A 22,751-nucleotide genomic window follows, 5' to 3' on the forward strand; every position below is an offset into this window, starting at 1 on the left:
ATGTCCAAGATTTAGAGATTACTTGCAATTATCTTGAAGTTTTCGCACCAGAACCATATTTATTTAGTTCTTTAATAAATGGATATATATTCATTTATTAAAAAAATAAGAATTGAAAGTTTTTTATTTTTTTTACAAATAGCACACAAAAATGACATACTTCTAGACTATTTTTATATAGAGGAATTATTTTTTGAAATGGTTACTACATATAAAGGAGACTTCAAAATGGATATGGATTCATATTATTGGGAAATGGTTAAGAAGAATATTGGTGTGTATTCTGAACAGGAACAAGAATGTCTTCGAAATAAGAAGGTCATTATTTTTGGACTAGGGGGAGTAGGTGGATATGAAGCAATTCTGTTTTCGCGAATGGGAATAGGGCATATTACCGGTGTTGATCCCGATGAATTTGAAGTTTCTAATATTAACAGACAAATGTTAGCGCTTTCTAGTGTTATAGGTGAACCAAAAGCAAAAGTTGCAGAACAGGTTGTAAAAGATATACATCCCTATATATCAACAAATTTTATACAAACAAGAGTAGATGAAGATAATGTAATCGAGCTTATAAAAGGGCATGATATTGTAGTAGAAGCCGTAGATGATATGCCTTCAAGAGTTATTATACATAGAACAGCTAGAGAATTAGGCATACCAAGTGTGGGGATGTCAGGTAGCCCCCCAACACGAGGATTTGTTTCTACATTTTTTCCAACCGGAATTCCTTATGAAGAAGCATTAAACATCTCAAGTGTCGGATGCAAATTAACAAATCAAGAATTAAGACAACAGATTGCTGATATAAAGAAAAGTCGAGCTTGGTATTCTGTGGAGAAAGGCGCACCAAAAGAGTGGGCGCAAGATTTTTGTGATGGAAAAGCAGGCTGGATTATCACACCGATGCGTGCTCATCTATTGTCACTATTTAGCTTTCATGAAGCAATACAAGTTTTAACTGGTCGTGAACCTCTAGCTAGAGCGCCTAAAGGCATTGTAATGGATTTAGATAGTCATATCCCGGTTCAAGTAAAAGAAGTCCCAAAGGGTGGATGGGATTATAAAACACTGTAAGGAGGAATATAATTTGTTAACAAAAAATAATGATATGCAAAATATATATGAAGAAAGTTTTACGCGAAATATTGGTGTTATCTCTGTAGAGGAGCAGGAGAAATTAAAAAATTCTCGAGTTACTGTAGTTGGAGCAGGGGGCGTAGGAGGAATTACACTCATCCAATTGGCGCGAATGGGTGTGGGTTCTTTACATGTTATTGATCAAGATGTATTTGAAGCAAGCAATATCAATCGACAAATGCTAAGTTCCAACAGTAAATTAGGACAGCCGAAGGCAGATGTTGCTTTAGAAGTTTTGCAAGACATTAATCCATTATTACAAATAGAGATAACGAAAGAATTTGTTACCGAGGACAATGCATTAGAACTTCTAACGAATACAGATGTCATTATAGATGCAACTGATAATTTAGTAGCGAGAGTAATTATCCATCGTACAGCTCAAAAATTAGGGATTCCTTCTATTTGGATTGCAGTTACACCTCCCTTTAGAGGTGGCGTCATGTCTTTAACTCCTGACTCTACGCCTTATGAAATCGCGTTAGGATATCCGTCTTATCAACAAGAACTAACACCAGAAATGCAAAATAAAATTCATAAATTAAAAGATGGACGTGCTCTTCATTCGGTCAAGCATGGTGCGGATGAGCAATGGGCAAATAATTATGTACAAGAAGATCGTCCATGGGCTGTACTGTCTCCCGTTGCGAATATCGTAGGCATTCTGGCAAGCTTTGAAGCATTTAAATTTATAATAAATCGAGAAGACTTAAAACCTGTAATAAGTCCAAATTTAATACAAATTAACCTTGCAAATCAAAATATGGTACATGTGTCTGTACCTGAAAATGATAGTTGGGATTATACAACATTATAGATGAGGTAAGAGAATATGCTTCCTTTTTTGTTACTGGGGATTATTGTTACACTCGCTCTACTTGTTAAGGATTATGCGCTAGCTGGTGCGGCTTGTTTATTAGGAGTTTTACTTGCTGTTGGACAAAAAACTTTATTACATCTTATTCAACAATATTCTTTTCCAATTGGTATTTTCTTTCTGATGCTATTCCTTTTAGTACCAATCACATCTGGAAAGATTACAAGTGAAAATGTAATAAAATTAATTACCTCTCCTATCGGATTAGGATCCATTCTAGCAGGTTTTACTGTGTCATACATAGGAGGAAAAGGTGTAGGAGTTCTACCTATGAATTCTACGATATTGTTAGGTGTCTTAATAGGTACTCTTATTGCCGTATTATTTACAAAAGGGTTACCAGCCGGATTAATTATTGCGGCTGGGATCATAGCTATCATTTCTATGAAATGAAAGGAATATTCTAAATGAAGATAAAATGGACACATATTAGTTTAGTAGGGATTTTTTTGATAATACTTATGTCTAGTTGTTCTAATATCAAAGAAACTTCTCAAAATGATCAAACTTCTAAAGTGGTAAAACAAGAATTAGAAATTCAGCAAGGAGAAGAAAAATTATTTTTACTTCATAAAAACTTAAATAATAAAAAACAGTATACATCTGATGAAATTATCTTATTTTTAGAACCATTTAGTGTACCTACAGCTCAAGCATTTGATGTACCAAAATTTTCGTGGATGGATGAGTACGCCAGAAAAGGGTATGATACTTGGGCTATGGATTTCAGAGGGTTTGGTCGTTCTTCTCGCCCTAAAGAAATGTCAGATCCTTCTTCCCAAAACCGTCCGGTTATTCATTTGAATGATGCAACTAAGGATCTAGAAACTATTGTAAATTGGATTAAAAAGAAGAGAAACGTAAAAAAAATTCATATTGTTGGATGGTCATATGGAGGCGTTGTGGCTGGAAATTATGCAATATCCCATCCTCAAGATATTAATAAACTTATTTTATATGGGTATATGCACGGGTTCACACTTCCTATGATGACACAACCTTTCGAAAACCCACTACACCCTAATCAGTTTAATCCTGAAGCACCAGCTTATCAAATCGTAGATTTTGATAAAGGAATGCATCATTGGCATATGATGATGGGAAATAAAAAAATTGTTACAAACGAAGCAATGGATGCCGTAAAACAAGTTTTTATTGATTCAGATCCTATGAGTAAGAAAAATAATCAAACGATTCGTCGACCAGTTGGTCCACTTGAAGATTTATTTTATATTTGGAAAAATCAGCCTCTATATGATGTATCTAAGATTACCGCTCCATTACTTGTCATTTACGGGGAAGATGACATATTTGCAGACCGAAATATGATGTCAAAATTAACAAGTGCAAAACAAAAAAAAGAAGTAGTAATCCCCGATGCAACACACTGGGCTGTTTATGAAAAGAATCGTAATACCCTATTCGAACAAACATTAAACTTTATAGAAGCGAAAGAAGGCAAACAGGAATGAAAAAGGGTTTAACAATATTAGATGCTACCTTACGTGAAGGAGAACAACAATGTGGTATTCGTTTCTCCAAGGAAGACAAAATTACATTACTTCACATGTTAGAGGATTTTGGAGTAAGTCTTATTGAAGTTGGACACCCTGGCATCTCTGAAGAAGAAGAAGAGATTTGCCGAGAAGTTGCAGCATCTGCAAAGCACGCCGAAATACTTATGCATGCTCGGGCGAAAAAAGAAGAAGTTCATGCGGCTTATCGTGCTGGTGCCGATTGGATAGGAATCTGGGCGTCTATTAATTCTATTTCTTTACAAACAAAGTATACCAATCGATCAAAAGAGTATGTTATTAATCAGGTGAAACATGCTATTGAAGAAGCAAAATCTTTAGGAATGAAAATCCGTTTTACTATTGAAGATGCTTCACGAACGGAATGGGAAGATATCGCCTACATTGGACAGATTGCACATATAGCTGGAGCAGATCGAATCAGTTTAGCAGACACTGTAGGAATTTGGGAGCCAGGTCAGTGTGCGACAATTGTGAAGAAATCTGTTGAGACATTCCCTTGTGAGATTGAAGTTCATCTTCATAATGATTTAGGATTAGCCATGGCAAATGCTCTTGCTGCAATTGATTCAGGGGCATCTGTCATTGATGCTACATTGTGCGGAATAGGTGAACGTGCTGGGATTGTTGATTTGCTAAATTTATCAGTATTTTTATCTCAAAAGCGTAATCTACAGTGCTTTAAACTACAGATGATTCCTGAATTAACGCAATCTCTCCAATTAGCTACTGGTTGTCAAGTAGATCATTGGAGACCGATTATTGGAAAGAATATATTTACTCATACTGCATCCTATCATATAAAAGCTGTTCAGCAGAATTACTCAGCATATGAGGGTATTCAACCTGAAATGATAGGCAGAGTAAGGAACATACAACAAAAACGTATAGAAAGAAAAGGGCCTCGGCTTTCAAAGTCTCTCCGAGTTAGTAAACCATTTGTAAAAGGAGCATCTGAGCTTTTATATCATCGTGATGGTCCAGGAGAGCGTTGGGTACAGATGGATTATAGAACTGATGAACGTGCTTCATTTTATGTAATACAGCGTGTATTTTACGACGCCCATATGGATGAGAACTTAGAAGGACATGTAGATACTCACGCACATCATTGTGATAGTGCCTTTATTTTTTGGGGGAATAGAATAGATGGTACAGGCCTCTTATGTGAAGTGGAAATTGAAGGAGAATTGCAAATAATTGAAAGTCCAGCATCTGTTTTTATTCCATCGGGGTTAAAACATAGGTACAAATACCTTTCGGGTACAGGGACATATACAAACATCGTACTAGCACCTAATTATAATTCTAGTTTGTTAGAGGAAAACTCATCAAAAGTATTTGTATATTAATTAAATAAAAAAGTTTTTATTTCTGTTATGATGATGTTTTAGTAAACCATCTGACTGATAAGAGTATAAGCAACCTCAATGTTCTTTATGTAAAAAAATAAAAAACAGATAGAATTCAATATGTTCTTTGAATTCTATCTGTTTTTTGAATGGCCCCAAAAAGAAGTAATCGTTGCCGTGCCCCTTTTACCTAATGACTAATATTAGCACTTGGGTATAATGTCGTTCCTCCAATTGAAACTTTTATTTCATTTGTTAATGGAACATTTTGTTCATTAATAATTGTTCTCCACCATTCCCATGCAAGACCTGTACATTCTCTCGCTACGACTTTTACATTTTTTGAATTCGGTGGAAGCGGTATAACTGTAGAGTAATGAGCCGTTTTGTCTTGGCCATTCCCTTCCCAAGTTTTATGGGTTAATACTTCTTTTCCATTTTCATCATATGAGAATTCATCCCAAGATACATCAAATTGAGCAACATATGCACCGTAATGATCAAGCGTCATTTTAGCACTTGAATATTCTGTAGTTGTCGTCTCAATATAGTCTGTATTGTTATGAACAGCAGCAGTTGCGTTATCTTTTAAGAAAGTGCTTGTATATGAAATTGGGTATGCTGGATTTTTAGAACTTAATTCTGCATTATCTTTAATGACATTTCGGATTTCATTAAAATCTTTTGAAACAACCTTGTTATGCTCTTTTGCATCTCCGCCTAATACTACAGCGGTAAAGGTACTGTCTTCAAAAATGTCTTTGTACTGTCCACTCGCTTCAACGCCTTGCCCCTTAATTAAGGCTTTAAAGGCAGCTTGTACATCTTTGCTCTTAGATGATGTTTCTAATTTCACATAAACTGTTCTACCATAAGCTACATTTGACACCATAACAGGCGGAGCCGCATTACTTACCCCTTTACGAGTTAGCTCATCAAAAGTAACGCTATTATCAAAAAGATCTGATGGATTGTTAGGTAGTTCTGCACTTACGGTATAAAAGATTTGCTTATATGCCGCAACCATCACTTTTTTCTCTCCATCTGCAATCGCTTTAAAATCAATGTTCAGTGAATTGTCAAGATATTTAGCGTTAACATTAAGAGCACTTGCTATTTGAGATTTACTATACACCATAGATTCTGTATACTGCATTCTTGCAGGTAACGTATGTGTTTTTGAATACTTTTCATTCCAAGTAGATACTAATTCATCTACTGCTCCAGACACATTACCATATGTAGGATTTTGAACAGTAATTGTATTGTCTTTTCTCATGCCAGGTAAGTCTATACTAATATTCAAAGGTTTTCTCTTAGCTACTAACAAACTAGGTTGATTATCTGCAAAAGCTTTATTTGCAAGTTGTACTGCTCCTGGATAAGTACGATTAGCCACAGAATCAATAATTGAAATATCCACCGGTGAAGTTGTAAGTGATTTTTTCTCGCGTTCAACTACTACAAATTTACCATTTGAATTTGTACTTTCTTTCGGAACAAAACTCTCTACTTTATCACCATTTACTGCTAAAACCTCTTGATTATTATACTTAAGATTTCCTATGCCAGTATCAATACCACTAGCATTTTTTGTTGCATCAGCTGAATTACTTGTTTTTGTTTCAGCGAAGGAAATAGAAGAATAATTAATAGTGCATAAGCCAATTGATAAACATGCTAATAATTTGATTCCTTTAACACTTTTTATAATTTTCAAAAAATTCAACCCCTTCCTTTTTTCGTATTAAGGTATGATAATTATTTATAAATAATTGCTAAATAGTGAACTTACATAAATGCTTTTAAAAGTTCTTGAACGAATGGAAGTGCTCCACCTACAAATTTTAAAATTGTCATTGCGATTGTCATATTATTTCCTCCTCTTTTGTTGTTGCTAAGATGTGATTTATCTTTATGCTTTCATTATAGTAAGTACTTATATATATATCAACACATTCTGATATGCAATATTACATCTTAAAACCATGTTGTATGCTGTTATAATAGAATAGGTAAATTCTACAGCATTTTTCGATGAACTAAACAGCTAATGAACATGAAATTTCTCGTAAATAAAAAAGGAAGAGAATTATAAAAATTCTCTTCCTTTTTTATGTTTTGTGATGTGTTCATAAACATAATGCATCTATATTTATAGAAAATACATAACAGCTATAGAAAAATCCACATTCTATCTATTTACACACGTACTGCTGTACCGCTTACCGCAACCATTAACATTCCGTCACGAACCACTTCGTAGTCTACATCGATACCAACAATTGCATTTGCTCCTTTTTGCGTTGCAAGTTGTTTCATTTCTTCCATCGCAATGTCACGAGCTTCTTTTAATTTACTTTCATAAGCACCAGAACGGCCACCTACAACGTCACGAACAGAAGCGAAGATGTCGCGTACGATATTTGCACCCATAATTGCTTCACCGTTTACGATGTCCACATACTCAATAATTTCTTTACCCTGAATAGTATTAGTTGTTGTTACGATCATTGCTGACACACTCCTATAATCTCTAAAAATTTATTTTCGTTTTTTATAATCTTATTATTCATTTATACTTGAATCGTCTTTTTTGTATGTGAAATTTTCCCTTAACGTACAATATTTTTTTGTCGTTTCGAGCTAAATATAGCATACATACAACAAGGGAATGCAGTACATATCAGCATACAAGCATTCCCTTGTTATTTTTATGTTATTACTTTACATTTTATGTCCCCACTGGTCAAAGTGATAATCTTTACCGTCGATTTTAAACCAACCGTCTGAATAAAGTGAACCATCTTCTCTAGCACAATACCAAAGGTATCCGTATGCAAGAGGCCAAGGTCTATATCCACCACCAACTTGGAACCATCCTGTTTTAGCTGCTCCATTCTCATCGAAGTAATAATATTTATTATCGATAGTTTGCCAGCCCGTTTGTGCTACGCCGTTATTGTCAAAATGGTATAGTTTACCATCTGTTTTTTCAAATCCTGCGCGGTTAACTGATCCGTCTTCATGAAAATAATATTTTTTTCCGTCAATGTTTTTATAATCATTGAACGTATCATTGAGGCCATTTGTGAAATAGTATCTTTTACCGTCTATCATTTTCCAACCGGTATAGGAAGGTCCATCCTCTAAACTATAATATGCTATTGTATTCGTATTTTTGTTGATTCCTGTTTTTAAAATCGAACCGTCTTGATTAAATGCTAATGTTTTCTTGTCAAGCTTAACATTAACACTGCTGTTTATAGCTTCTCCATTTAGCTTAGAAACTCTCTCAATCACACCTTTGTCGGAAAAGTGAAGAGTGACATCTTGATCTTTTATAGGTAGTTCATTTGTAGTAGGATGATAATCTTTAAAATAATAAACTTTACCGTCTATATCTTTCAAGCCTTCTTTAACAAATTCTCCTGAAGCATCGGAATAGTTATTACCTATCCAGACTGATCGTTGCAGAACACCGGAGTCGTTGAAGTTATAGAACTTCCCATCAATCAGTGAATCACTTCCACCTCCAGTAACCATGTAGCCATAAGGCGGTGAGAAATAATAAGTCTTCCCTTTAATGTCTTGCCAGCCTGTCAAAATGACTCCATCAGCATCTGCAAAGGAATAACCAGTACCTCGATTTATCCAACTGTTCTTTATCACGTTTCCAGAGGAATCTTTTGCAAGATATTTAGTAGGGTCCTTTTCATCAGTTATAGTCTCTATTTTGTCATACTTCTGTCTCTCATTTTCTTTACCCGGATACCACTCTATTAACCAATTATGAATTTCATTGTTGCTTTTATCAGGGAAACGAATTTCAGATTTGAAACTCCAATCAGTAGCGAATCCATGAATATTTTGATTACCAGCCAAACTTACCCCATTTTTATTATTCAAACGGAACTGAAATTTATCATCGTAAGAATTTCCTATCTGAACAAGTTCAAACACTTCATCATCGCCAAGCGAATCGGAATATTGAAGTCTGTTTCCTTCTTTTCCTGAAAGGTATTTTGAACCTGTTTTTACGATTACTTTATTCGTTCCTTTTTTATAAGGGATAATTTGATAAGATTTACCATCATTTAGTGTAGTAAATGGTAGTGCAATAGATGTCTCTAGGACGTTAACACGCTCCGCCAATACATCAGATAATCGATCATAAAAATCTGCACGAGCTTTAGGCTCATTATTAACATAATTGTCAAGAACATCTTTAGATACTGGCTTTGAAGTCAATGTTATCAATTGTTTTTGCTTATCTGATAATTTATTTTCTATCTGACCATATAGGTAATCCGAATTTCTAGCAATCACCGTCCAATCGCCAAAGGAGTCGCCGGAATATTTTTTGTAAAGTGGACCAAGAAATCTTGGGTTTTTACCAGATGCTTTTTCTACAAATGCATGTTGGCCTTGATTTATCACAACTCCGGTCTTTCCTTCGTCTAATTGTGCTTGTGTAATGTAAAGAAGATCGTGTTCTGAGACATTTGCTCCATTAGGGTTTAAATCTATAATTGCACCTGCTTCAGTAATTTTAAGCTGCTGCCCAGATCTTAGTTGATGAATTTCGATTCTTCCATCTGGATAGCGTACTTTAACTGGTTTAAGAAAATTCGAATCACCTTGTGTATGATACATGGAAATATTAAATTCCCCAGATGTAAAACTAGGAGCCTGGTAAGTTTCGTTTTCTGCATATACATCAATGTGAGTGCCAGGGTCTCGATCCCCTGGGCTTATTCCAAGTGCTTCATAAGTGTTTGCTACAGCACCTAATACAGTAATACTTATATCTATTACCGTACCTATCCCTGCGCTAGCTTTGTTTTCTGCAATAGGAGCGACAGAAAAAAGAATACCTAATGCCGCTGCAGTAGGAATTACTTTCTTTCCAATTCCAATTGTTTTAAATTTTTTCTTCATTTTTGTTGTCCTCTCTTAGTAAGATTTAGCCTAGATTACTTACATGTAACACTGTAAAAAACAAACATATAAATACTGTCGTATATTGATTTAAAATATAAAATCAATATTTATAAATTCATCTTAGTTTAAAAACCTTTCAAATTTCTTTCATAAATGTTACAAAAGTCTTTCATTAATATCGTATAAAATTCTGAACTTTTTACGATAGTCTATATTTTTTCAGCTTGGCCCCATGCTCATTAAGCGAAGATTTTTAAGTATCCCCAAAACAAAATTTTTATTTGTAAAATGAATGAAGTAGTAAACAAGAAAGGCTGGCAAAATGCCAACCTTTCTTGTTTTTTGGGTCTCAATTTTTAATTTAATAAGATATATCGGGGGTCCCGCCAACCAAATGACATAAAACCCACGTTAAGCAAATTTCGACAAAATAAAAGCCGATTTCCTGTACGCTAAGAAATTGGCTTGTTTAGATGTTTTTGAAATGGTAACCCTACATTATTGAACTACCCCCACTTTCACTTCGTTTAGAAGTGGGGGATTCCTAAGTAAAGAGTTCTATCGAACTCTAATTTATTAGGCTATCTCCGCAGTCCTTGCGGTTAGAAGCCTTATCGCTTCATTCTTTAGATTGATACTTGCGTTAATATCTCTATCATGATGTGTACTACAAGAAGGGCAATCCCATTTACGTAGGTTTAGATTTTTAACGTCTTTGTTTTGATATCCACAACAAGAACATAATTGGCTTGAAGCAAATGTTTTCGATACGACAATGACTTGTTTACCGTACCATGTTGCTTTATATTCCAACATGGTTCGAAACTGTGACCATGATACCTCACTAATCGCTTTTGCTAACTTATGATTCTTTAACATATTCGATACTTGCAAATCTTCTATACCGATAACATCGTGGTTTTTGATGATTTCAGTTGAGATTTTGTCCAAGTAATCTTTTCTAGCGTTTGTCATGTATTCATGAATTCTAGCAACCTTTATTCGTTGTTTATTCCAGCGAGAAGATCCTTTCGTTCTTCTAGAAAGAACACGCTGTGCTTTGGCTAACTTCTCTTCTAATGATCGAAAAAACTTCGGGTTTTTATAGGTTTTTCCATCTGACAAAATGGCAAAATCTTTTAGTCCTACATCAATTCCAATGTAAGAATGTGTTTTCGGAAGTTCTTGCACTTCTGTTTCTACTAACAATGACGCAAAGTATCTGCCAGAAGGGTTCCGTCTAACCGTAGCATTTAAAATACGTCCATTTACTTCACGACTTTTGGCAAATCGAACAAGACCTAGTTTCGGCAATTTAATTTTGTTTCCTACAACGGCAATGTTTTCATTTGTTTGTTTTGTGGTGTAAGATTGTACATTGTTCTTCTTAGATTTGAAACGCGGAGCACTGTTTTGTTTTTTGAAAAAACGTGTATAAGCATCCGCAAGGTTGCGAACAGACGACTGAATAGCAATGCTATCTACTTCTTTTAACCAAACAAACTCTTTCTTCATGGCAGGAAGTTTGGCAGAGCATGTACCATATGTCAAACCGTTTCCTGTTTCTGTGTATGCGTTATCCCATAGAGATAGGAAATGATTGAATACAAAACGAGAACAACCAATCGTTTTATTGATTAGCGTTGCTTGTGCTTTATTTGGATATATACGAAATTTATATGCTTTATTGATAATCATTCGTTTCACCTCCAGTTCGACATGTGTCTATTATACAACAAACATACATTCGATAGGTAGTGAAGTGATAATGACAAATTACCCAGTAACACTTTACATATGTCGAACAATTAAGATGGCTTCATGCCACCCCTTGTCCGAAGCCAATTCATCTCCCACCTACTCACTGGGCTGCGACCCTTCACGTTCCTTGAGGAAGGAGTCTTCTTGGCTAAAATGATAAAATTAACAGCATCTTCATATTCTACTTTTTGATTTTTTGTTGTAAAGTGAAGCATTAAGGAGAAAAGTTCATCGTGGATTAAATAAAGGGGAAGCTATGAATTCTCTAGCTAGATCTATTTTTTTTGGTAAGCGTGGAGAGTTCCGTGCATTGCAGGATCAACTCCAAAGAGCTAGTGCATTAAATATTATCATCAATGCTATCAACATATGGAATACAGTGTATTTAACCCAAGCGATTGAATACAGAAAAAAGAAGAGTGGCTTTCAAGAAGAGCTATTACAGCACATTTCACCACTAGGTTGGGAGCATATTAACTTCCTTGGTGAATATAAATTTAACTTTAAACAGTCCACTACCTTAGAATCTTTGCGACCACTTCGGAAATAAAAATTAGACAGCCGATTTTCTTAGCGTGGAAAAACCGGCTTTTTCTTTGTCGAAATTTGCTTAGCGTGGGTTTTATGTCATTTGGTTGGCGGGACCCCACTTAGTAAAGCGATTTGAAACCTTTGCTGCAAACATTACAGAAATAAAGACAAGAAAACAAAGTTTGGCAAATAACACAATATCCCTCCTTTCATGATGAACATATCCTATGTACATCAGAAGCAAGAAAGGTTTATAGACATTGAGTAAAAGTGAGTAGAAGTGAGTTTTTTACTCTGTTAGATACGTCTTTTACTCTGTTTGATGACTCTTAACAGTCAATATTCACGATTTTGTGTTGTTAGATGCTCTAATTTGAGGTTTTAGACTTAGTAACTTCTGACTTATCAATGCAACCTAACAGTTAGTATGAAAAAGAGCATTATGTAGTTATTTCCACGCACTTTTGACTATTGTTTTATGATGTTGTTGAGGAAAAGCAGAAAGAAAATATGCAATTTTGTATACGGTAAAATACCTTATACAAGAAGCACGGTTCACCATCTATACTTTATGAATGATATTATTGAAATAAAAGGGAAGAAGGGTGTAGATTTTCAAGAAAACATCCTTTACTAATTAACCGATGAAGGTAAGAAAGAATACGACAGCTATAAGAAACAAATGAAAATAGAACTGGATTATTTAAGGTCCTGCTTGATAAGGCACTTGGAGAAGGTCATTATGGTCCAGTTAGTTAACTTTTTTAGGGGGAAATAGGGAATATGAGGGACAAATTAGAACAACTTTTAGTATCTGAAGAAATTTTACCATTAAGCTCTTCTAAATGGTCAGTATTTCAGGTGGATTTTAAGAAGGGATGTAAGGAAATAACACATAAAATGATAAATAACAGTGTGCCCAGTAGTATTATTGGAGTATATGTAATTCAAACTAGTGACGGAGAAGTATTGTATGTGGGGCAAGGGAAGGTAAAAGAAAGAATTAAACGTCATTATAAAAAGTTATTTGCTTCCAAACCTAGTTACAGGCAACAATTTTTCCAAGAAAGAGAGGGGACAATGAATATATATTGGGCAGCATTTGAAAAGGATAGACTTGTAGTAGAGACGTTATTGCACCTTACCTTGAATCCTGTATTTGAAGTATATAAAAGTAAGAAAAATGGTAACTACTAAGCCATATATTTCATTTAGAAGTTTGGTAAGGGGTATGATTCCAGCGAAAATACGCCCATTATTACCTATAGGATTATCTTCAAGGAAAAAGAAGATGATCCTATAGCGTATAAAAGCGTTAAAATGTGAGTCTTCCCCATAATTCAACATAAAATTAAATGTAGATTTTGGAGCTATTTTGTGTTTACATTTCAGATAAAATGATAAAATTAAACAAAAACCGCGTATAAGGGTGGGGAAAAAGATGAACATTTCTAAACAATTCATTAAACCGTTTCCTGCATATGAAGAAGTATTTTATGATAATTTGGAACAGCATAAAAAACACTTTTTACCCATTTGCTCCATAAACTTACAATGCATTGAACCTGAATGGAACGAATGGTTACATATTGTGTCAGCAAAGGAAATTCACGACGGGTGCGTTGGCGATTTTACCCAACCGTTTCACACGAATTTTACGAAAGAAGATACGTTAGGCTTTGATGTCGTTGAAGGAAAGTATAAATTTGAAGCAAATTGGAATTACTTTGAATTTGAGAAAAATCCTTCCCACATTGTAGAGAAAGCCTATGTGCGTAATGAAAAAGACTATCAAATCCGTAAAGAATTTTTCCAACGTAATCAGAAAATTCATCCTTATTCTAGCTTTGAAAAAGAATTTACATCCGTAGAAGCATTAGAGCAAGAGTTTGTCGAAAAACAAACAAATGGTTGGGGATTAGATTATCCCAAGGTAAATGGAATCCTGGATGATATACGTTTTATGACAGAAGAAGGGCAAGAATTATTGGAAGATTGCGTTAGCGAAGACGAAATTTTTGACTATACCAATCTACTGTATGTGCCAAAAGATGAAGATGGCCATCCATTTACATATGTTGGATTTGCTACAGGCTATTACTTTCAAGCTTATGGTGCGGATCGTATATACCTATTCTTTAATAAAGAATTAAGAAAAGCAGTAATTTGTTTTGAATATACATAAGGTACAAGAAGCAGGAGAGACGGGACAGGGCTGGCGGCAAGCATTTGATAGTAAATTAGGCAATATGCACGATTCTGGAACAACACATTAAAGGGATTAAAACAACTTACAGATCCTTAATCTACAGAAAATAAATTCAAAAAAAGTCTAATTAAAACACATTTAGAATTCTTTAATCGAAAAGGACCAAAACGGTGCAACTTTTTTATAAACGATTAGATTTTTTTACAAACAGTCAAACTTTTTTCAAAACGGTTAAACTTTATTTCAAATCAACAATTGCATATATTTCCACGGCGGATTTCACAAGAAATGAAAATGTATATTTTTTACAAAGTGTGAGGTGTAACAGTGTTTTCGATTCTAGATTAGGGTGGTAACAAATCATATTTAGAATCTAATGGTATAAAGGTTATCATACCAAATGATCCTGAAAGAGATGTTGTAAACAAGATTATTTATGAGGAGGATCAATTTGAACAAAAAAATTATAAATTTTTCTGTATATTGTACTTTGAATGTCTTTATGTATCTAATGGCATATTTCTTTGCCATAAAACCTGCTATTATTACAGCAACAACTGTGGACTATAATAGGATGAAATTTTTAACTATACTATTTGTACTTACAGTAATTTCAATCCTATATGGCTTTATAATGAAAAAAATTATTCGTCATAATTCCAAGCTCTCGCATTCAATTACAAATGAAAGCATACTGTTTACGTTTAGCCATATTTTTACTGTTTTTATTTTCTTGGCTATAATGTTCATTTAACTCATATATGGTGTGTGTTATAAGTGAATTTGGTAAGTTTCAAGACTAATTGATGTTATGTAAACTTATATAAATAGCTTATTTACAACACAAAAAAACAGAAAATTCATTATATAATAGACCTAATAATATCCATAATTCGGAAAATAAATATTAGGAGGGAATTTATGCAACCACTTGTTGGACAAAAAATAATTAATTATAAAACAATAGACAAGCTGTTTCTAATTTTAATTTTACTATCTGGTACTTTAGCTTTTAGCATCGGTCAATATTTATATGTTACATTCTTCTTATTAGGGATTATGTTTATATATAGAAGCATAAGAGATTTGTATTTAAATGTTTCATATATAATTATTGGTCTTGAGTTAGTAGTAGGTGTATTTCTAACCATATATATGGCACTTAATTATTTAGTTGCTTAGATGAAAATATAAAAAAGAATACCGCCTTTAAAGGTGGTATTCTTTTTTATATTAATGAATTGTCTTTTTGTTTACAGGTTCCTTGACCTTTTTGTTTATAGTGTTTTGAATGTATACTTTTGTTATTGATTTTGCTAAAAATAGATAAAGTCGGATAAGAATAATGAAATCAATATTTTGAATGTATACTAATGGATAAAAGTTTACATTCGGGTTTTGAAAATATTTACAACTAAATTTGTATTAAATTTCTCAATATAGATATACTTGTAAATTATGGTTTTAATATTCAAAATTAACAAAAATTAAAGTATAATAAAAATGTGATGGTTATCACTTATGTTTACTCCTTGTGCTGAAGATAAGATCGTATTCTCCGATCTTATCTTTTTTTGTTTGTAGAAATTTAATGCAAAAAAATAGAATCCTTATTATAAGGGGTCTCGCCACATCGCCATCAAGCTAAGAAAAGCAAATACCCCCAAAACGAAAAAATAAGCTTTTTTATTACAGTTAGCACAAAATCTCATTGTGGGTAGTTGTATTTTTTTGCAATGCCCCGTTGAAAGTTTACCTATACCGATATAAGGGTTTACATTTCTGAAAATTAAATCTATTATTAATAGTGGAAAATTAAGTAAGAAGGATGTGGTTCTGTGTCGAAGAAAATCATTCTATCAGGCTGGGAGCTAATTATTCATCTATTGTTGTCGTTTGTCGGTATACTAGCGGTTGGCTCTCTACCAATTCTATTCAAAGGGCTTTCAATAGATATTCCAGGGTATTTTAGTAGTATTTATAACATTTGCGAGAAGATAATACTACATGCTTCATCTATGCAGTATGGTCTGAAGATTAAAAAGGATTTGTTCCCACAAATATTTTTTCACTATACAGAGACGATGGTTATACTCTCAATTTCACTGATTGTTTCATTAATAGTGTCATTTATACTAGTACACGTAATCTTAAGGGTTAACAAAAAATGGCAGAATAGGATTAAAGAAATCATGTTATTTCTTCAATCTTTACCTGACATATTGTTTATTGTTGGTTCCCAATTGTTGGTGGTATGGATATTCCAGAAAACTGGTGTTATGGCAGCACAAGTAGCAGGAATTGGAGATCAGAAGGTGCGACTCTTACCAATTATCTGTTTTTGTATACCTACCATTATAATGTTTGTTAAGTTCTTACTTCTAAGATTTGAGGATGAGTTGAGAAAGGATTATGTATTGTTCGCTGCTGCAAAGGGGATGGATCGTCTTCATATTTTAAACCGCCATGTACTAAGAAACGTACTATTAAGCACTTTGTTCTTTGTAAAAGCTAATATATGGTTTATGCTCTCTAACTTATACATAATAGAATCGATATTCAATACTCTTGGATTCTTTGTATTTATTAAAACTTACCAAAGTATAGAGGTTTTTACGGTTGGATTAATGCTAATCTACTTACCAATATTCTTGATTTTTAAATGTTTTCATTGGGTTGTACCTACTGCGATGAAGGAGAAAATTTAATATGTGGAGTTATTTAAAGCACGATAAAAGGTTCTGGTTAGGTGGTTTATTTTTAACAATATTAATGGTCCTAAGTATAGGAAATACTATTTTTAATGATGGGCATATACACAAAGTAATCCTTCAATATGATAAAACTGGTTATCCTGAAGTACCTCCATTTCCACCTTCAATGCAATTTTTATTTGGTACCGACAGAGCAGGGTACGACTTACTCAATCTGATAATTGAGGGGGCTAAATGGACTATTGGGTTTGCAATAGTAGTAGCCATTTTACGTATGATGCTAGGTATCATAGTTGGTTTTTTACTTGGTGCATATGTTAAAAGAGGTTTTAAAAAAATAGAAGCATTTTTTGATAGTTTTACAATCGTACCAATGGTTATGATTTGTTATTTTATATTATCAGAAGTACTTATTTATGATAATGGAACGATACCGGCTCCATTTTACCAAAGACTTCTATTCCAATTGGCTGTGATTGTTCTTTTAAGTGTTCCCACCCTATCATTATATGTTGCAAATGAAGTAAGAAAATTGCAAACTGAAGAGTTTGTTGAAGCCGCAAAGATACTTGGTGGCGGGAAATTATACATTGTGGTTAAGCATATTCTTCCTCATCTAGTTCCAACATTTATAATTATGCTTATGCAACAATTTGTACAAACACTAACATTGTTGCTTCATTTAGGTTTACTAAATTTGTTTTTTGGTGGAACGGTTCTTTATGGAGATGAAGTAGATTCCGTAACACATGAATGGACTGGGTTAATTGGAATGTACTATCCTTCTCTGTCTTCAGACACTTGGATTCCAATGATTCCGATAATTTTCTTTAGTTTAACTGTTCTGGCTGCGAATAAAATAACCAATAGCATTCAAGATTCTTTAGAAAGAAACAGAACTGGCAGTATCTCTGTTAAAAATACTAATAAGAGTGTTTTGCAGGTACCTGAAAATGAATTGTTTACATTCAAACATCAAACATAAACACAGCTTTAATTCTCACTTACAGGGGGTATCATCATATCGCTACAAAAAGAATAGCGTTTTTTTCGCTTTATAAATACAATTTCTTTTTCAGTAAAAAATGTGGGTGGTACCTCTAATACCCCAGAAGGAAAAGAAGAGTTTGAATCCTTTAACGTACAGGGCGTTCCATATATCATTGTAAAAGATCATGAAAATAACACTCAAAAATCAATTCTTGGATTCAGCACTCAATCATTAGAAGAGGCTATTTTATAATAATCATCCCAAAAAAAAGAAACGAACAAAAATGTTCGTTTCTTTTTCATGGTGTTCAATGCTCAAGAAAACTTATAACCGCATAAGTATATAGAACGACTAGAGCAAAGGCACATATTCCCATAATAATAATCGCTAGTGCGCTTTTCTCTTGTCTAAACCCTATAATTCCAAGAATAAATGCACTCAACATCGTTACCTTAAGCATATTAGAAAGGTTGGGAATTGAATATTTACTCAACCAGGTAGAGAAACTTACAATTGCTAAAAAAGAGAACAAAGTTAGAATAATAGATAATATATTAATGTGCCTCCCATACTTCAAGTGCATTTCGCTACCCCCTTTTCTTTTCATTAGTGAATAATAGGTAGATGGCTATATTTTTATTTTATTCTAAACTTTCTTTAAAATCCACAACAAAAAGAAGAGGTTGTCCCAAAAGTCGCTGAATAGTTACTTTTAGGCAACCTCTTTTCTTTATTTTTTACTTTCCTCTAGTTTAGAGATACTTGCTTCTTTTTCAGGTAACGTATCAACAAAATCCTTTTGAGATTTTAATAGGTCAGATTGTTGTATCCAAGCCATAAAATCATCTAAAGATTTACGGGCTTCTTTTACATCGCCAGTAATATCATTCATGTTCAACTTATTAAATGTAGCTAAAAATTCTTGTTGAATCTCACCTTGCAATGCATTGGCTTGCTTTGTTAATTCTTTATTTTCATCACTTTTTGCCTTTTGAACATTATTCATAGCTTTCCCGATTTCATGTTTATCAAAAGCATCTTGCGCTTTCTTTAAATTTTCGGTTTGTTCTAACTTACTTTTAATCTTCTTATCATCCTTCAACTTCAAAGCCTCTTGATAATTCTTTATAGCTTCGCTATATTTTTTATCCTTAATGTTCTTATCAGCTTTTGATGTATAATCTTCAAAGGAATTACTACTACAAGCTGCCAGTAGCAAGATGAATGCTAGAATGAACCCATAAAACTTAACATTTTTCATAGAACCTATGCCTCCCCTTCTATATGCATATACTTATATTATTACAATTTCTGTAAAAATCGAAAGGGATACTTATGTTATCAATTTGATAAATATTCTGTTGGAGGCATTATGTATCATTTATTATCTTTTTCGGTAGACTGAATATATTCAAAGAAATCCGGTGGTTCTTCCATTGCTTCTTTTTTAAATTTTTCAAGTTCTTCACGTTCACGCGGAGACAATTTTTCTAGTAGGGGTACCACCCCATCACCATCAAGCTAAGAAATGCAAATACCTCAAAACGAAAAAATGAGCATTTTGTTACAAGTTAGTACAAAATTTCGTTCTGGGGGTACTATAAAATTTTAGCTTGATGGGCATGTGGTGCTACCCCATCGCTATCAAGCTAACAAAACAAAATCCCCCCTAAAATGAAAAAATACGCTATTTTTTCTGTAGATGTGGATTTGAATAAAGTCACGACGTAAAAAAATGTTGTGATATTTGGTTACCTTTAGATAATTTTTTTCTAAGGATAAGTTCCTTTTTTTACTATAGGAGTAGGTTTGCTTAATTAGAAAATAATAACGAACTGAATCTACACCTAAAGTTGAATGGAAATTTTATCCTTAAATTGTTATATTTAAGGAGGGGGGTTCATATTATTTGGCAATAAATGAACGGATTTGGTTAGGAACCTACTAAAATATTAATCTTATTAGTTCTAAGTAAGGAGGAGTAGTTTATTTTTAAAAAATTATTGCGAAAGATTGGTTATCTAAATTGTGTGTTAATAGGGTTCATTTTATTATTATGGCTCAGTGTTTTTTTTATTGGTGATATATTTGGTGCGTATTCATGGACAATACTCAAATTAGTTTTACCTATCATAGGAGCACTCGGATTATTAATTAATTTTGTCATGTTTATCATTTTAATTGTTAAAAAGAAAAGAAGTTTAAAGTTGTTTATTAATGTAATGATAAACATAGTATTAATCTTTCCAATATTAATGACCATGAATATTATTCTTTGTGCTTACCCAAACAGTATTAAACATGCTCAGCCATCTGTAACTGTAAGTTGGCCTTTAACTGAAAAAACCGTTGTTGGTTGGGGCGGTAATAGTGTCAAAGATAATATACCTCATGCAACATGGGCATCTGAGAGATGGGCATATGATTTAGTAATGGAACCATATAATATTAATAGTGATAGTGATAGTAATGAAGATTATGGAATATGGAATAAAGAAATTTATTCACCGGTTTCTGGAATAGTAGTTGCTGTTTCGGATGATGAAGCTGACATTAAACCAGGCTCAGAAAATTTTATTTCAATGGAAGGAAACCATGTGTACATAAAAATAAAAGAAACAGGCACTTATCTTTTACTTAACCATTTCAAAAAAGATAGTGTCTCTGTTGAAGTAGGAGATCATGTAAAGCCAGGGGACGTCTTAGGACGTGTTGGGAATAGCGGTTCATCCTCAGAACCTCATTTACATATTCATCATCAAAGACAAGATCCAACTAAAGTTATACACCCTGTCTTAGCAGAAGGACTGCCTCTATTTTTTAAAGATATAAATGGTGATTTAATGCCGAAAAAAGATTCTGTTATAAAACCCAAAAATACTTCATTAAAGTAACGATTTTCTATTTATAAAAATTTACATCCAGAAAAATTAATCAGTGTGATTCCGCTAACGGGAGCTAATATTCAATAAAATGTACCTAAAAGTGATCAAACGTTTTTATAAAAAATAATCATCTAATAACAAATTGAACTCACATTTTGATCACTCTTTGTCAAAATGTGAGTTTTTCTTATGTTATAAATTCAGCGTTTGTAGTTCCATTTTAATCAAAATTTATTCCAAACCAACAGTAGAATCATAGGAAAGGATGGCGTTTTTGTATGTCTATTTCTGTATCTGATGAATTACAACTATTTGCTCAAGAGATTCAAAGCTTTTTATCTCCAAATATCTTACGAGATCTTGCTAGAGATGTTGGTTTCGTGCAACGAACCAGTAAATACCAAGCAAAAGATTTAGTCGCTTTATGTGTATGGATGAGTCAAAATATTGCTACGACTTCTTTAACTCAATTATCTAGCTGTTTGGAAGCATCAACAGAAGTGCTCATCAGTCCTGAGGGACTGAATCAACGATTTAATCAAGCGGCTGTCCAATTTTTACAACATCTATTAGCTGAACTACTAAATCAAAAATTGACCTCATCTATGCCGATTTCTTATCCATATACTTCTGTTTTCAAGCGTATTCGTATTTTAGATTCAACTGCATTTCAACTTCCAGATCCCTTTTCATTCGTTTATCCAGGTGCAGGAGGATGCAGCCATACAGCGGGAGTAAAGATTCAGCTTGAGTATGATTTATTAAGTGGACAATTCCTTCATATTCATACAGGTCCAGGTAAACAACATGATCGAACCTACGGTTCCCTGTGTGTCCCAACTGTAATAGCGAATGATTTATGTATCCGAGATTTAGGTTATTTTCATTTGAAAGATCTTCAATATATACAAGATAAAAAGGCTTATTATATCTCACGTATCAAATCGAATACACGTATTTATCAAAAAAATCCCAACCCTGATTATTTTCAAGATGGAAGAATCAAGAAAGGTACAGAGTATATACAGATAAATATGGAAGTCTTAATGAACTCTCTTCAACCAGGACAAACATGTGAAATATCCGATGCTTATGTAGGAATGACTGATAAAGTCCCAACTCGTGTGATTGTTCATCGACTAACAAAAGAACAACAACAAAAACGATTACAAGATCAAACTGTAAGAGAAAAAAAGAAAGGAATGAAGTATTCTGCTCGTAGTAAACGACTTAGCGGTATCAATGTATATATGACAAATACTCCTACAGATATTGTCCCGATGGGACAAGTACATGATTGGTATTCTTTACGTTGGCAAATCGAGATTTTATTTAAAACGTGGAAATCATTCTTTCATATTCATCATTGTAAAAAGATAAAACGAGAACGATTGGAATGTCATTTGTATGGGCAACTGATTGCCATTCTACTCTGTTCTTCTACCATGTTTCAAATGCGGCAATTACTTCTTATAAAAAAGAAACGAGAACTGAGTGAATATAAGGCCATATATATGATTAAAGATTACTTTCTTCTTCTTTTCCAAGCTATACAGAAAGACACCCAAGAGCTATCAAAGATTCTAATTCGCTTGTTCAACCTCCTACAGCAAAACGGGCGAAAATCTCATAGGTATGAGAAGAAAACAGTCTTTGATATATTAGGTGTCGTTTACAATTGTAACATGTCTGATAATCAAGCGGCTTAAATCAAAAAAATGAAACCCATTAGGGTTTATTTCGTATGCAAATCTTTAAAGTATCTACATATAGACTTTCGAAAAAAAAACAATCTTGCTTATCATTGACGTT

20 protein-coding genes and 1 pseudogene are annotated in these 22,751 nt (G+C 33.4%); 14 read left to right on the forward strand and 7 right to left on the reverse strand.

The genetic code is table 11. From position 1 onward, the window contains the following. Nucleotides 1-228: 228 nt before the first annotated feature. The 5 genes from MHI07_RS28055 to MHI07_RS28075 are packed head-to-tail and all read left to right on the forward strand — an operon-like array spanning nucleotide 229 to nucleotide 4,904. On the forward strand, nucleotides 229-1,077 hold the full coding sequence (locus MHI07_RS28055) for a HesA/MoeB/ThiF family protein (RefSeq protein ID WP_002144027.1): 849 nt from the start codon (nucleotides 229-231) through the stop codon (nucleotides 1,075-1,077). A gap of 13 nt (nucleotides 1,078-1,090) precedes the next feature. Beyond that, nucleotides 1,091-1,957: a HesA/MoeB/ThiF family protein gene (locus MHI07_RS28060; protein ID WP_340827178.1), complete on the forward strand. Its 867-nt coding sequence runs from the start codon at nucleotides 1,091-1,093 to the stop codon at nucleotides 1,955-1,957. Between the two features lie 15 nt (nucleotides 1,958-1,972). Continuing rightward, on the forward strand, nucleotides 1,973-2,410 hold the full coding sequence (locus tag MHI07_RS28065; RefSeq protein ID WP_002161856.1) for a DUF441 family protein: 438 nt from the start codon (nucleotides 1,973-1,975) through the stop codon (nucleotides 2,408-2,410). Nucleotides 2,411-2,424: 14 nt separating this feature from the next. Continuing rightward, nucleotides 2,425-3,489 (forward strand): alpha/beta hydrolase, encoded by a 1,065-nt coding sequence (locus MHI07_RS28070; RefSeq protein WP_340827179.1) that lies wholly within the window; start codon nucleotides 2,425-2,427, stop codon nucleotides 3,487-3,489. Continuing rightward, a complete protein-coding gene (locus MHI07_RS28075; protein WP_340827181.1) occupies nucleotides 3,486-4,904 on the forward strand; it encodes a homocitrate synthase/isopropylmalate synthase family protein in 1,419 nt (472 codons plus the stop codon). The genes MHI07_RS28070 and MHI07_RS28075 overlap by 4 nt, the downstream gene beginning before the upstream one ends. Before the next feature lie 190 nt (nucleotides 4,905-5,094). On the opposite strand, the gene MHI07_RS28080 is transcribed toward MHI07_RS28075, so the two are convergent. From MHI07_RS28080 to tnpB, 4 genes are all read right to left on the reverse strand, one after another. Further along, complete coding sequence (locus MHI07_RS28080; RefSeq protein WP_340827182.1) at nucleotides 5,095-6,633, reverse strand: thiol-activated cytolysin family protein; 1,539 nt, start codon at nucleotides 6,631-6,633, stop codon at nucleotides 5,095-5,097. Between the two features lie 473 nt (nucleotides 6,634-7,106). Then, the gene (locus tag MHI07_RS28085) at nucleotides 7,107-7,418 is read right to left on the reverse strand and encodes a heavy metal-binding domain-containing protein (protein WP_000637487.1); all 312 of its coding nucleotides are present in this window, start codon (nucleotides 7,416-7,418) and stop codon (nucleotides 7,107-7,109) included. Between the two features lie 213 nt (nucleotides 7,419-7,631). Then, nucleotides 7,632-9,845 carry an N-acetylmuramoyl-L-alanine amidase family protein gene (locus MHI07_RS28090; protein ID WP_340827183.1) on the reverse strand — a complete coding sequence of 738 codons (2,214 nt, stop codon included), beginning with the start codon at nucleotides 9,843-9,845 and terminating at the stop codon, nucleotides 7,632-7,634. Nucleotides 9,846-10,424: 579 nt separating this feature from the next. After that, nucleotides 10,425-11,546, reverse strand: a complete 1,122-nt coding sequence (gene tnpB / locus MHI07_RS28095) for an IS200/IS605 family element RNA-guided endonuclease TnpB (protein ID WP_340827173.1) — start codon at nucleotides 11,544-11,546, stop codon at nucleotides 10,425-10,427. Between the two features lie 268 nt (nucleotides 11,547-11,814). On the opposite strand from tnpB, the pseudogene MHI07_RS28100 reads away from it, so the two are divergent. The 7 genes and pseudogenes from MHI07_RS28100 to MHI07_RS28130 form a co-directional block, all read left to right on the forward strand. Further along, a pseudogene (locus MHI07_RS28100) lies at nucleotides 11,815-12,159 on the forward strand (Tn3 family transposase); the annotation flags it as partial. 764 nt (nucleotides 12,160-12,923) lie between these two features. Then, nucleotides 12,924-13,337 carry a GIY-YIG nuclease family protein gene (locus MHI07_RS28105; RefSeq protein ID WP_340827184.1) on the forward strand — a complete coding sequence of 138 codons (414 nt, stop codon included), beginning with the start codon at nucleotides 12,924-12,926 and terminating at the stop codon, nucleotides 13,335-13,337. 244 nt (nucleotides 13,338-13,581) lie between these two features. Continuing rightward, nucleotides 13,582-14,325, forward strand: a complete 744-nt coding sequence (locus MHI07_RS28110) for a siderophore biosynthesis protein (protein ID WP_340827185.1) — start codon at nucleotides 13,582-13,584, stop codon at nucleotides 14,323-14,325. Between the two features lie 475 nt (nucleotides 14,326-14,800). Beyond that, on the forward strand, nucleotides 14,801-15,103 hold the full coding sequence (locus tag MHI07_RS28115) for a hypothetical protein (protein WP_002191567.1): 303 nt from the start codon (nucleotides 14,801-14,803) through the stop codon (nucleotides 15,101-15,103). Between the two features lie 167 nt (nucleotides 15,104-15,270). Further along, nucleotides 15,271-15,531 (forward strand): hypothetical protein, encoded by a 261-nt coding sequence (locus MHI07_RS28120; RefSeq protein ID WP_340827186.1) that lies wholly within the window; start codon nucleotides 15,271-15,273, stop codon nucleotides 15,529-15,531. 656 nt (nucleotides 15,532-16,187) lie between these two features. Then, complete coding sequence (locus MHI07_RS28125; protein ID WP_340827187.1) at nucleotides 16,188-17,057, forward strand: ABC transporter permease subunit; 870 nt, start codon at nucleotides 16,188-16,190, stop codon at nucleotides 17,055-17,057. Between the two features lies 1 nt (nucleotide 17,058). Then, the gene (locus tag MHI07_RS28130) at nucleotides 17,059-18,048 is read left to right on the forward strand and encodes an ABC transporter permease (protein WP_340827188.1); all 990 of its coding nucleotides are present in this window, start codon (nucleotides 17,059-17,061) and stop codon (nucleotides 18,046-18,048) included. 313 nt (nucleotides 18,049-18,361) lie between these two features. Here MHI07_RS28130 and MHI07_RS28135 read toward each other — a convergent pair whose 3' ends face one another. The 3 genes from MHI07_RS28135 to MHI07_RS28145 form a co-directional block, all read right to left on the reverse strand. Then, on the reverse strand, nucleotides 18,362-18,637 hold the full coding sequence (locus tag MHI07_RS28135; RefSeq protein WP_340827189.1) for a hypothetical protein: 276 nt from the start codon (nucleotides 18,635-18,637) through the stop codon (nucleotides 18,362-18,364). A 147-nt stretch (nucleotides 18,638-18,784) separates the two neighbouring features. Continuing rightward, nucleotides 18,785-19,315 (reverse strand): hypothetical protein, encoded by a 531-nt coding sequence (locus MHI07_RS28140; protein ID WP_340827190.1) that lies wholly within the window; start codon nucleotides 19,313-19,315, stop codon nucleotides 18,785-18,787. A 116-nt stretch (nucleotides 19,316-19,431) separates the two neighbouring features. Further along, entirely contained in the window at nucleotides 19,432-19,560 is a 129-nt protein-coding gene (locus MHI07_RS28145) for a hypothetical protein (RefSeq protein ID WP_255256211.1), read from the reverse strand. A gap of 659 nt (nucleotides 19,561-20,219) precedes the next feature. On the opposite strand from MHI07_RS28145, the gene MHI07_RS28150 reads away from it, so the two are divergent. Further along, nucleotides 20,220-20,948, forward strand: coding sequence for a M23 family metallopeptidase (locus MHI07_RS28150; protein ID WP_340827191.1), 729 nt, complete (start codon nucleotides 20,220-20,222; stop codon nucleotides 20,946-20,948). Between the two features lie 269 nt (nucleotides 20,949-21,217). After that, on the forward strand, nucleotides 21,218-22,648 hold the full coding sequence (locus MHI07_RS28155) for an IS4 family transposase (RefSeq protein WP_340827192.1): 1,431 nt from the start codon (nucleotides 21,218-21,220) through the stop codon (nucleotides 22,646-22,648). Nucleotides 22,649-22,751 lie beyond the last annotated feature (103 nt).

The sequence above is a fragment of the Bacillus sp. FSL H8-0545 genome (assembly GCF_038006105.1).
In the GTDB taxonomy this organism is placed as follows: Bacteria; Bacillota; Bacilli; order Bacillales; family Bacillaceae_G; genus Bacillus_A; species Bacillus_A cereus_U.

Coding starts and splice junctions, on each gene's coding strand:
- MHI07_RS28090 (WP_340827183.1), bottom strand. CDS start 9,845: ATGAAGAAAAAATTTAAAACAATTGGAATTGGAAAGAAAGTAATTCCT.
- MHI07_RS28075 (WP_340827181.1), top strand. CDS start 3,486: ATGAAAAAGGGTTTAACAATATTAGATGCTACCTTACGTGAAGGAGAA.
- tnpB (WP_340827173.1), bottom strand. CDS start 11,546: ATGATTATCAATAAAGCATATAAATTTCGTATATATCCAAATAAAGCA.
- MHI07_RS28150 (WP_340827191.1), top strand. CDS start 20,220: ATGTTTATCATTTTAATTGTTAAAAAGAAAAGAAGTTTAAAGTTGTTT.
- MHI07_RS28120 (WP_340827186.1), top strand. CDS start 15,271: ATGCAACCACTTGTTGGACAAAAAATAATTAATTATAAAACAATAGAC.
- MHI07_RS28105 (WP_340827184.1), top strand. CDS start 12,924: ATGAGGGACAAATTAGAACAACTTTTAGTATCTGAAGAAATTTTACCA.
- MHI07_RS28065 (WP_002161856.1), top strand. CDS start 1,973: ATGCTTCCTTTTTTGTTACTGGGGATTATTGTTACACTCGCTCTACTT.
- MHI07_RS28070 (WP_340827179.1), top strand. CDS start 2,425: ATGAAGATAAAATGGACACATATTAGTTTAGTAGGGATTTTTTTGATA.
- MHI07_RS28110 (WP_340827185.1), top strand. CDS start 13,582: ATGAACATTTCTAAACAATTCATTAAACCGTTTCCTGCATATGAAGAA.
- MHI07_RS28140 (WP_340827190.1), bottom strand. CDS start 19,315: ATGAAAAATGTTAAGTTTTATGGGTTCATTCTAGCATTCATCTTGCTA.
- MHI07_RS28085 (WP_000637487.1), bottom strand. CDS start 7,418: ATGATCGTAACAACAACTAATACTATTCAGGGTAAAGAAATTATTGAG.
- MHI07_RS28135 (WP_340827189.1), bottom strand. CDS start 18,637: ATGCACTTGAAGTATGGGAGGCACATTAATATATTATCTATTATTCTA.
- MHI07_RS28055 (WP_002144027.1), top strand. CDS start 229: ATGGATATGGATTCATATTATTGGGAAATGGTTAAGAAGAATATTGGT.
- MHI07_RS28130 (WP_340827188.1), top strand. CDS start 17,059: ATGTGGAGTTATTTAAAGCACGATAAAAGGTTCTGGTTAGGTGGTTTA.
- MHI07_RS28155 (WP_340827192.1), top strand. CDS start 21,218: ATGTCTATTTCTGTATCTGATGAATTACAACTATTTGCTCAAGAGATT.